7 protein-coding genes and 1 CRISPR repeat array are annotated in these 10,726 nt (G+C 70.2%); of the genes, 4 read left to right on the forward strand and 3 right to left on the reverse strand.

The features are described 5' to 3' along the window. The first annotated feature begins 21 nt into the window (after positions 1-21). Genes rhaI through DSY14_RS03565 form a run of 3 tightly spaced genes read left to right on the forward strand, consistent with a single transcriptional unit; the run spans position 22 to position 4,777 of the window. On the forward strand, positions 22-1,203 hold the full coding sequence (gene rhaI, locus DSY14_RS03555) for an L-rhamnose isomerase (protein WP_211714972.1): 1,182 nt from the start codon (positions 22-24) through the stop codon (positions 1,201-1,203). Next, positions 1,191-3,296 carry a bifunctional aldolase/short-chain dehydrogenase gene (locus DSY14_RS03560; RefSeq protein WP_211714973.1) on the forward strand — a complete coding sequence of 702 codons (2,106 nt, stop codon included), beginning with the start codon at positions 1,191-1,193 and terminating at the stop codon, positions 3,294-3,296. Before rhaI ends, DSY14_RS03560 begins: the two co-directional genes overlap by 13 nt. Before the next feature lie 5 nt (positions 3,297-3,301). After that, the gene (locus DSY14_RS03565) at positions 3,302-4,777 is read left to right on the forward strand and encodes a rhamnulokinase family protein (protein WP_211714984.1); all 1,476 of its coding nucleotides are present in this window, start codon (positions 3,302-3,304) and stop codon (positions 4,775-4,777) included. Between the two features lie 201 nt (positions 4,778-4,978). Here DSY14_RS03565 and DSY14_RS03570 read toward each other — a convergent pair whose 3' ends face one another. Both DSY14_RS03570 and DSY14_RS03575 read right to left on the reverse strand, forming a co-directional pair. After that, positions 4,979-5,164, reverse strand: coding sequence for a DUF397 domain-containing protein (locus DSY14_RS03570; protein WP_211714974.1), 186 nt, complete (start codon positions 5,162-5,164; stop codon positions 4,979-4,981). Further along, positions 5,164-6,024: a helix-turn-helix transcriptional regulator gene (locus DSY14_RS03575; RefSeq protein ID WP_211714975.1), complete on the reverse strand. Its 861-nt coding sequence runs from the start codon at positions 6,022-6,024 to the stop codon at positions 5,164-5,166. Before DSY14_RS03575 ends, DSY14_RS03570 begins: the two co-directional genes overlap by 1 nt. A gap of 236 nt (positions 6,025-6,260) precedes the next feature. Here DSY14_RS03575 and DSY14_RS03580 point away from each other — a divergent pair, with 236 nt between their 5' ends. Further along, the gene (locus DSY14_RS03580) at positions 6,261-6,827 is read left to right on the forward strand and encodes an ATP-binding protein (RefSeq protein ID WP_211714976.1); all 567 of its coding nucleotides are present in this window, start codon (positions 6,261-6,263) and stop codon (positions 6,825-6,827) included. Positions 6,828-7,390: 563 nt separating this feature from the next. Then, positions 7,391-9,190: a CRISPR direct-repeat array (repeat unit 29 nt; unit sequence CTGCTCCCCGCGCACGCGGGGATGGACCC). A gap of 143 nt (positions 9,191-9,333) precedes the next feature. On the opposite strand, the gene DSY14_RS03585 is transcribed toward DSY14_RS03580, so the two are convergent. After that, a partial coding sequence (locus DSY14_RS03585; protein ID WP_211714977.1) for a BNR repeat-containing protein occupies positions 9,334-10,726 on the reverse strand: 1,393 nt, incomplete at its 5' end.

Genomic DNA, 10,726 nt, shown 5'->3' on the forward strand with positions numbered 1-10,726 from the left:
CCACTCGAACGGAGCCCCACCGTGGTCACACCGCTCGCGGCCTCGCACTCCGACGCCCTCACCGTGCTGCGGCGCCAGCACATCGAGCTCCCCTCCTGGGCCTTCGGTAACTCCGGGACCCGTTTCAAGGTGTTCGGGCGGCCCGGGGTGCCGCGCGACCCCTGGGAGAAGATCGCCGACGCCGCCGAGGTGCACCGCCATACCGGGGCCGCCCCCACCGTCGCGCTGCACATCCCCTGGGACCGGGTGGACGACTACTCCGCCCTGGCCGCCCACGCCCGTGACCTGGGTATCGGCATCGGCACCATCAACTCCAACGTCTTCCAGGACGACGACTACCGGCTCGGCAGCGTGACCAACGCCGACCCCGGGATCCGCCGCAAGGCCATCGACCACCTCCTGGCGTGCGTCGACGTCATGGACGCCACCGGATCGCGCGACCTCAAACTGTGGTTCGCCGACGGCACCAACTACCCCGGCCAGGACGACCTGCGCACCCGCCAGGACCGTCTGGCCGAGGCCCTGCGCGAGGTCTACGACCGGCTCGCCCCCCACCAGCGCCTGCAGCTGGAGTACAAGCTCTTCGAACCGGCCTTCTACGCCACCGACGTCCCCGACTGGGGCACGGCCTACGCCCACTGCCTCGAACTGGGGGAGCGGGCCGTGGTGTGCGTCGACACCGGCCACCACGCGCCCCACACCAACATCGAGTTCATCGTCGCGTTCCTGCTGCGCGCCGGGAAGCTCGGCGCCTTCGACTTCAACTCGCGCTTCTACGCCGACGACGACCTCATGGTCGGCGCGGCCGACCCCTTCCAGCTCTTCCGCATCATGTACGAGGTGGCGCGGGGCGGTGCCCTGGACGCCGACACCGAGGTCGCCTTCATGCTCGACCAGTGCCACAACATCGAACCCAAGATCGCGGGCCAGATCCGCTCGGTCATGAACGTGCAGGAGGCCACCGCCAAGGCCCTGCTCGTGGACGCCGAGGCCTTGGCCGCCGCGCAGACCGCGGGTGACGTGCTGGGCGCCAACGCCGTGCTCATGGACGCCTACAACACCGACGTGCGCCCGCTCCTGGCCGGGCTGCGCGAGGAACAGGGTCTGCACCCCGACCCCATGGCCGCCCACGCCGCCTCGGGTTACGTCGAGCGGGTCGTCGACGAACGCAAGGGCGGGACCCAGGCCGGATGGGGCGCGTGAGCGACCCCGACCGGCCCGCACGACCTCTTCACCACGACACCGAACAGGGAACCACCGTGTCCGACTCCGTCGTCGACCAGCTCATCGCACGCAGCAACGCCCTCGGCGCCGACCCGCGCAACACCAACTACGCGGGCGGCAACACCTCCGCCGCCGGGAGCGCCACCGACCCCGTCACCGGAGGCCCGGTCGACCTGCTCTGGGTCAAGGGATCCGGCGGGGACCTCGGCACCCTCACCGAGGACGGCCTGGCGGTCCTGCGCCTGGACCGTCTGCGCGCCCTCGTGGACGTCTACCCGGGTGAGGAGCGCGAGGACGAGATGGTCGCCGCATTCGACCACTGCCTCTTCGGCAAGGGCGGGGCCGCACCCTCGATCGACACCGCCATGCACGGCCTCGTCCGGGCGGCCCACGTGGACCACCTGCACCCCGACTCGGGCATCGCCCTGGCCACCGCCGCCGACGGCGAACGCCTCACCCGGGAGTGCTTCGGCGACCGCGTGGTGTGGGTGCCCTGGCGCCGTCCCGGGTTCCAGCTCGGGCTGGACATCGCCCGGATCGCCGAGGAGAACCCGAACGCCATCGGCGCCGTCCTGGGCGGTCACGGCATCACCACCTGGGCCCAGACCAGCGAACAGTGTCGGGCCAACTCCCTGGAGGTCATCCGCACGGCGGAGACCTTCCTCGCCGAACAGGGGCGCCCCGCCCCCTTCGGTCCCGTGCTGGAGGGCCACGAGGCGCTGCCCGAGGCCGAGCGCCGTGAGCGCGCCGCCGCGCTGGCCCCCGTGATCCGTGGTCTGGCCTCCACCGACCACCCACAGATCGGGCACTTCACCGACACCGAGGAGGTCCTGGACTTCCTCGCCCGCGCCGAACACCCGCGCCTGGCCGCCCTGGGCACCTCCTGCCCCGACCACTTCCTGCGCACCAAGGTGCGCCCCCTGGTGCTGGACCTGCCCGCCACCGCGCCGCTGGAGCGGGTGGGCGAGCGCCTGCGCGAACTCCACGAGGCCTACCGCACCGAGTACCGGGCCTACTACGACCGGCACGCCACCGCTGACAGCCCCGCCCTGCGCGGCGCCGACCCCGCCATCGTCCTGGTGCCGGGGGTGGGCATGTTCTCCTTCGGTAAGGACGCCAAGACCGCGCGCGTGGCGGGCGAGTTCTACGTCAACGCCATCAACGTGATGCGCGGCGCCGAGGCGGTCTCCACCTACCGGCCCATCGAGGAGTCGGAGAAGTTCCGCATCGAGTACTGGGCGTTGGAGGAGGCCAAGCTCCGGCGCCTGCCGGCTCCCAAGCCCCTGGCCGGACGCGTCGCGTTCGTCACCGGGGCCGCGAGCGGCATCGGTAAGGCCATCGCCACTCGCCTGGCCGCCGAGGGCGCGTGTGTGGTCGTCTCCGACCTCGACGCCGACCAGGCCGCTAAGGCCGCCGCCGAGATCGGTGGCGCCGACACCGCCGTCGGTGTGGGCTGCGACGTCGCTGACGGCGACGCCGTCAGCGCCGCGTTGCGCACCGCCGCCCTGGCCTTCGGCGGGGTGGATCTGGTGGTCAACAACGCCGGGTTGTCCATCTCCAAGCCGCTGCTGGAGACCACCGAGCGCGACTGGGACCTTCAGCACGACGTCATGGCCAAGGGGTCGTTCCTGGTCTCCCGCGAGGCCGCCCGCCTCATGATCGACCAGAACATGGGCGGCGACATCGTCTACATCGCCTCCAAGAACGCGGTGTTCGCCGGGCCCAAGAACATCGCCTACTCCGCCGTCAAGGCCGACCAGGCGCACCAGGTGCGGTTGCTGGCCGCCGAACTCGGTGAGTACGGCGTCCGCGTCAACGGCGTCAACCCCGACGGGGTGGTGCGCGGTTCGGGGATCTTCGCCGGTGGGTGGGGCGCCCAGCGCGCGAAGGTGTACGGGGTGCCCGAGTCGGAGTTGGGCGCGTTCTACGCCAAGCGCACCCTGCTGGGGCGCGAGGTTCTGCCCGAGCACGTGGCCAACGCGGTGTTCGCCCTCACCGCGGGCGAGCTGTCGCACACCACCGGCCTGCACGTGCCCGTCGACGGCGGTGTGCCCGCCGCGTTCCTGCGGTGAGCGGCGTGGGACCGCACGCCGCGATCGACCTGGGAGCCTCCAGCGGTCGGGTGATCACCGGCCGCCTCGTGGACGGGGTGCTGCGCACCGAGGAGGTGTCCCGGTTCGCCAACACCCCGGTGACCGTTCCCCTCCCCGAAGGCGAGCGGCTGCACTGGGACGTGCTCGCGCTGTACGCGGGGGCGCTGGCCGGGATGGAGCAGGCGGTGCGTGACCACGGCGGCCCCCTGGCCTCTGTGGGCGTGGACTCCTGGGCCGTGGACCACGGCCTCCTGGACGCCGACGGCGCGCTCCTGGGCAACCCCGTCCACTACCGGGACCACCGCACCGACGCGGTGCCCGCGCGGGTCTTCGGGCACCTGGATCCGACCGCGATGTACGCGGTCAACGGTCTCCAGGTCCAGCCCTTCAACACCCTGTTCCAGCTGGTCGCGGCCGCGGGGACGGCCCAGCTCGCGGCCGCCCGCGACCTGTTGCTGATCCCCGACCTGTTCGCCCACTGGCTGACCGGGCACAAGGTGGCCGAGCTGACCAACGCCTCCACCACCGGACTGGTGGACGTCCGGGAACGCCGATGGGCCGAACCGTGCCTGAGTCTGTTGCGACGGGACTTCGGTGTGCCCGTGGGCGACCTGCTCCCGGAGCTGGTGGAGCCCGGTCACGTCATCGGGACCCTGCGCGGCACGGCGACGCCCGTGGTGGCGGTGGGCTCCCACGACACCGCGTCGGCGGTGGTGGCGGTCCCGGCGAGCACACCGCGCTTCGCCTACATCTCCTCGGGCACGTGGTCGCTGGTGGGGGTGGAACTCGATCGGCCGGTGCTCTCCGAGGAGGGGAGGAAGGCCAACTTCACCAACGAGCTGGGCGTCGACGGCACCGTGCGGTACCTGCGCAACGTCACCGGGCTGTGGCTGCTCCAGGAGTCCCTGCGCACCTGGCGCGACCAGGGACACGACGTCGACCTGGCCGACCTCCTGGAGAGGGCGGCCGACCTGCCGAAGGCGGCGTGCGTGGTGGACGTGGACGATCCCCGTTTCGCGCCACCGGGCGACATGCCCGACCGTATTCGTGGCTACGCCACCGAGACCGGCCAGGCGTCGCCCGAGCATCCCGTCGAGGTGGTGCGGTGCGTGCTGGACTCGCTGGCCCTGGCCTATCGCAGGGCGGTGCGTCAGGCCGCCGAGCTGTCCGGCCAGGACATCGAGGTGGTGCACGTGGTCGGGGGAGGGTCGCGCAACACCCTGCTGTGCCGGCTGACCGCCGAGGCCACCGGACTGCCGGTGATCGCCGGTCCGGCCGAGGGCACCGCGGTGGGCAACCTCCTGGTCCAGGCGCGTGCGGTGGGCGCCATCGAGGGAGGGCTGCCCGAGCTCCGACGGGTGGTCGCCGACTCCTTCGAGACCCGCACCTATCCGCCGGAAGGGGAGAGCGGGCCCTGGGAGAGTGCCCAGCGTTTCCTGTGGCCGGAAGAGGGTCACTGAGACGCGAAGACTCGTGTGGTCGGGTCGGCAGGTCTGCGACCGGCACGCATGGGGATGGGGGTGGGCCCGTGCTTCGGGCGCGCCCCCATGCGGGCGGCCCGTGGCCAGGGCTGGAGTTCCCGGCTCGCTCGGTGATGACTGTGAGCCGAGTGTCGGTGCAGGTGGAGCAGGTGGTGAAAGAGCCGGTGGAAAGGCGAAGTCCTACGGGCGACCGTCGCCGGCGGAGTGGAGGAATGCGGTCCACTCGGAGGCGGTGAAGGGGAGGTGTCCTCTGGTGGGGTTCTTGGAGTCTCTGACGGCGGCACCGCAGGGCAGGTCGGCGACCTCCACGCAGTTCGGCTCTTGGCCGCTGTAGCTGCTCTTGCGGAAAACCAGCTCGTTGCTCATCAGTCGCTCTCCAGGGATGTGAGTACCTCGGTCATGAACCGGGCGCTCCGGGTGGTGCTCAGCGCGGTCCCTTGGATGTCGCCGAACGTGGCGCTGTAGCGAGCGACATCCTTGGGCTGCTCGAAGAATACTGAATCCGTCACGGTACCGACATGGACGATGGGCAACGCCAGGTGTTCGGGGAAGTCCAGGATGCTGAACGGGGCGACCAGGGCAGCATGGGAGCCCACGGAGAACGGAAGCACTTGGACGTCGACGTTGGGCAGCTTCGCCATGTCGAGCAGATGCCGCAGTTGCTGCGACATGATCGTGGAATCTCCGACCATGCGCCTCAGCGCGGCCTCGTCCATGACGACGCGAAAGTGAACGGGGTTGATGCGGGACAGGATCTCCCGTCGTCTCATCCGTGCGTCCACCCGGTGTGCGATGTCCTTGGCGTCGGTGTAGCGCCCTCCCTGGAACAGGGCTTCGGCGTACTCGGGGGTCTGGAGTAGCCCTGGTATGACCAGACCTTCGAAGCTGCGGATGACTGACGCCTCGGCCTCAAAGTCCGGTAGGGCCTGATCTCCGAACACTTCGCGGTACTTGGACCACCAGCCTCGTTCCTTGGCGTCGCGAGCCAGAGCGTGCATGGCCAGACGTTTCGAAGGGTCGTCGATCTTGTAGAGATCCATGAGCTTGTCGAGGTCACCGGGCGTGATGCGACGGGTCTCGGTGGTCTCGATCTTGCTGATCTTGGACGCGGTCCACCCCAGTTCCTTGCCGGCTTGGGAAACCGTCAGGTTGGAACGTTCGCGACCCTGCTTGAGCTCAGAGACGAGGAGTCGCAGGCGAAGGGTGGGGCTGTACGGAAGGCGCATGCCCAGAGACTACGTCATGAACTCGACAAAGTCTCAAAAGACTTGACTCTCGACAATGTCGAGTTCATGATGATGGTTGTAGCCAGTGACTGAAGGCTCACTCGCAGTCAGTGGGGTGTCTCCTGGTCAGGCTATGTCGTGCCCCTTTCCCCGTGGGGAAATCGTGAAGGCCATCGGTCTAGCGGGCACTCCCCGAGCCTCTTCCTGCTTCCTCCCGCCTAAGGAGTCTGTTCGTCATGCCCGCACTCGCCCCCGTGCCTCCGATGGCCGAGGTCACCATCGCTCTCCACGAGTTGGTGCCGCACGCCTATCGGCACTACTTCAACGGCCGCCCTGACCGCCCTCACTACCAGTCCCGCCGCTACGACTTCGGCTCCTCGCCTCTGCTCATGCCGCTAGTGCGGGCCTTCCTGGACACCTGTGCAGCCGAACGCGGTAGCGACTATCGGTACCTGTTCACGCTCTTGGGCAGCGAACTGGCCGGAAACGCACTACGGCACTCCCGCTCCGGCCTGCCGGGGCGTTCCTACACGCTCCTCTGCCGACGCCGTCGCGAAGGGTTGCGACTCGTGTGTCGCGACGGCGGGGTGGACACCGGGCGCCGGTTCGGCATCCGGGATCGCCGATATCTGACCGTGGACCCCGGCGGTTTGGATCCCGAAGCCGAGGCGGGGCGTGGGTTGGCCATGGTCGATGCCCTGGCCACCGAATGGGGAGACAGCGGCTTCACCTCACACCGTGCGGTGTGGTTCTTCCTCGCCTACGACCTCGAAGACAGCCGTTGGTCGCACCTGCATCCCTAGTTCGCGATAGCAACAGGACGGAAAAGGGCCCAGGAAAGCGCGGCAACGCTTCCCGGGCCCCAACAGAATCCCGAATTCCAGACCAAGCAAAGTCAGAAAGCAGGATCAGTGACGCATCCTATCCCCGAACCCCGTCGGTCGGCTGAGCTTGTCCACAGGTCGCCTCGGCGTCCGCTGTCTCCCTCGGGGCCCTTCTGTGCGGCGTGTGGGCATCGCACCTGCCGGTCTCTGCGAGCGCTGCGCCTGCCGTTGATAGGCGGGCATCGCTGCGAGTTCGCGAAGGAGCATCTGCGTGCGGCTGCCGTCCAGGCTCGTCATCCACACTTCGTCATCTGGTTCGGGGAGTCCTCGCAGGCCTACTGGATCGCTACGGCCGAAGGGCTGAGCGAGGCCCGCTCGGTCGACGAACTTCTGTTCCTGGTGACCCCTGCACGAAGTTGACCCTTCACCGCTATCTTCAACGTGTGAGATTTTCTCGTAAGGCCTGCGTGTCTCATTTGTCTGTTTCTCAACAACTTGCAGATTTGGGCTGTTGCCCGGGATGAACGCGCAGGTCAACGAGACTGCTCCCCGCGCACGCGGGGATGGACCCGGACGCTTTCGTGCGGCGGTCATGGTGGGCGCCTGCTCCCCGCGCACGCGGGGATGGACCCGCCGAACCCCCCGCTCACACGGGCGAGTCTCGCTGCTCCCCGCGCACGCGGGGATGGACCCTGTGTGGAGTGCCTGACCACGCTCGCGGGGTCCTGCTCCCCGCGCACGCGGGGATGGACCCCGGCCACCGCAGATGGCCACGGCCGGCCGATGCTGCTCCCCGCGCACGCGGGGATGGACCCAACACCCGGCGCTTCCACACCGGCCCGAGCCGCTGCTCCCCGCGCACGCGGGGATGGACCCGGCACCACCCGCCCCCGCGGTGTGGTCACCGGCTGCTCCCCGCGCACGCGGGGATGGACCCCTCAGCAAGGCGGCGCGCAACCTCCGCAGCGCCTGCTCCCCGCGCACGCGGGGATGGACCCACCCCGCCACCATTGAAGTCGATACCCATGATCTGCTCCCCGCGCACGCGGGGATGGACCCCACCGCTGGTGGAAGTCCGCGAACTTCCGCGACTGCTCCCCGCGCACGCGGGGATGGACCCACCTACACGGACCCCGGCGGCGGCATCCGGTGCTGCTCCCCGCGCACGCGGGGATGGACCCACGTGCGCGTACATCCGCCGCAGGGAGGCCTCCTGCTCCCCGCGCACGCGGGGATGGACCCCCCGGCGACCGCGCCTCCTGGCCGCTGTTCGACTGCTCCCCGCGCACGCGGGGATGGACCCACGCTGCGCGCCCAACTCCCCGACGGCATCCGCTGCTCCCCGCGCACGCGGGGATGGACCCATCCCCCACCCGGGTTGGGGCGAGCAGCGCAGCTGCTCCCCGCGCACGCGGGGATGGACCCGAACAGGTGGTCGCCGTCGCGCTCGGAGTGGACTGCTCCCCGCGCACGCGGGGATGGACCCGAACAGGTGGTCGCCGTCGCGCTCGGAGTGGACTGCTCCCCGCGCACGCGGGGATGGACCCTCCTCGGAGTCCTCCTCGAAGCCGACCGTGAGACTGCTCCCCGCGCACGCGGGGATGGACCCAAGGTCATCAAGCCGGCGTTCGCGGGCATCCGCTGCTCCCCGCGCACGCGGGGATGGACCCCCATGGCTGTTCGCCATCCCGGCCTTGGCCGGCTGCTCCCCGCGCACGCGGGGATGGACCCCAGGTCTCCGGCCCGGCCGAGGAGCCCGTCAGTTGCTCCCCGCGCACGCGGGGATGGACCCATCGACCCCTTCGCCGTCAGGTGCTGCGGCTGCTGCTCCCCGCGCACGCGGGGATGGACCCCCTACGATCGCCGGGTGGCACTGGATGCCATCCTGCTCCCCGCGCACGCGGGGATGGACCACAGGAACCGAAGCGTCGGGAACGCCCGAACCACTGCTCCCCGCGCACGCGGGGATGGACCCTCGCCCGACGGTCAGCACAGGATGCAGACCGGCTGCTCCCCGCGCACGCGGGGATGGACCCGCGTCCTTTCGGGGACACGGCAGGCCCATCTGCTGCTCCCCGCGCACGCGGGGATGGACCCAGGCCAGCCGACACGAACAGGAGCCGCTTCTGCTGCTCCCCGCGCACGCGGGGATGGACCCAGGCGCTGCAACGGCGGGAGGGTCTCCCACTGCTGCTCCCCGCGCACGCGGGGATGGACCCCAACGGGTTCCTCATGCCCCCCTACCGTGTCGCCTGCTCCCCGCGCACGCGGGGATGGACCCGCTCGTGGGGACGGTCATAGCGCCGCCACAGCCTGCTCCCCGCGCACGCGGGGATGGACCCCACGCCGAACTGGTCGGGATGCTCGCACGGGGCACCGTCCCTCCTCAACGGGGACGAGTGCTCCATGCGGCCCTGGTCGCGAACGAAGGTGTGCCCACACCGATCCGGGACGGGCGGGCCTCGGCTCGCCCGCCCCCCTCGATTCACTCCACGCTGAAGTCGGCCACCCGGATGGGGGACGGCGTCGTCCCGGTGCTCGGTTCCTGGTAGAGCACCGAGAACACCCCGTCCTCGATGAGACGGTCGTCGTCCACGAGCACCTCACCGAAGGCGTCGAGCCCGTCGTGCACCTTCGTCCAGTCGCTCCAGTCGCTGTCTGCGGTGGCCGCCATGATCCGACCGCCGGGCAGCACGACGTAGGCGTTGTCGTCGGCGTCCATGACCAGCTCGGAACGGCCGAAGGCGTCCAGCGGCTCGGGGATCTCCACCTTGTTCCACTCGCCCGACGCGTCGCGGTAGAGGTGGAACACCCGCCCGTGCTCCCGGCGGTCCACGGCGAAGTCGGTCACGCACGAGGTGAAGCGTCCGGGCACGTAGCTGATGATCACGTGCGGATCGCCCGCCGAGTCCGTCGCCTGGGACTCCTGGTTGATGAGGGCGTGGTCGGCGGGCAGGGGGTCGACGACGTGCCCGGGGGTGGTGACCGAGACCAGATGGTCGCTGCCGGTGGTGGCCGCGGCGGCGCCGTCGTCGGTGTGCCAGGTGCGCCCCTCGTCATCGCTGTACACGTAGCCGGTGTCGTGGTTGGTGATACCGCCCGCGTCGCACGCCACGGCACCGTCCTGCTCGCGCCAGGTGAACGCGGCGTGCAGCCGACCGTCGACGTCGTAGTCGATGCCGTGCAGATAGAGGTTGCGGCGCTCACTGGTCCCGCCGCCGCCGTCGGCGGTGTAGGTCCCGGTGGCGGAGGACCACGCTCCCAGCCGGGTCCACTCCCCGTCGCGGTACTCGGCCAGCTCCGAGGCACCGTTGCCGGAGACACCGGTGCGGAAGCTCAGTTGCAGGGCGCCGGAAGGGCTCTGGAGGAAGCGCGGATAGGTGAACACCCCGGCGTCGACGCCCTCCAGGTCCCGCCGCACCGAGCCGAAGGAGGCGGCGTCCCAGGGCACGGAGGGGTCGTCGACCAGCCCCGCCACGGACCGGAAGTAGTACAGGGTGCTGGAGTGCGTGTCCAGGGCCACGTGCAGTCGCCCGTCCTCCTCGGACACACCCAGGGAGATCGTGTTGTGCGAGTTGTCCTCGCTGAGGGAGTGGGGGAGGGTCACCGTCTCCCAGGGCCCGTGGTCGCCCCGGCCGGAGTGGGTGCGCCGGGCGATGACGGGGGAGCGGTCGTCGGTGTACCAGGTGGCGTACTGGTGCCCGCCGTGGGTGAGGATCGCGTCCTGTTGGTAGGAGGAGTTGTTCACCAGGCCGTCGTAGGAGACGAAGAAGATCGCCTCCTCGTCCAGAACGTGGTCGCCGATCGGGGTGAGGCCGGCGGCGTGGGCCGGGGCGTGGAGCAGGGGGAGGGTCAGGGAGAGGGCGGTGGCCAGGGTG

This window comes from Nocardiopsis sp. MG754419 (assembly GCF_018207095.1).
Taxonomy (GTDB): Bacteria; Actinomycetota; Actinomycetes; order Streptosporangiales; family Streptosporangiaceae; genus Nocardiopsis.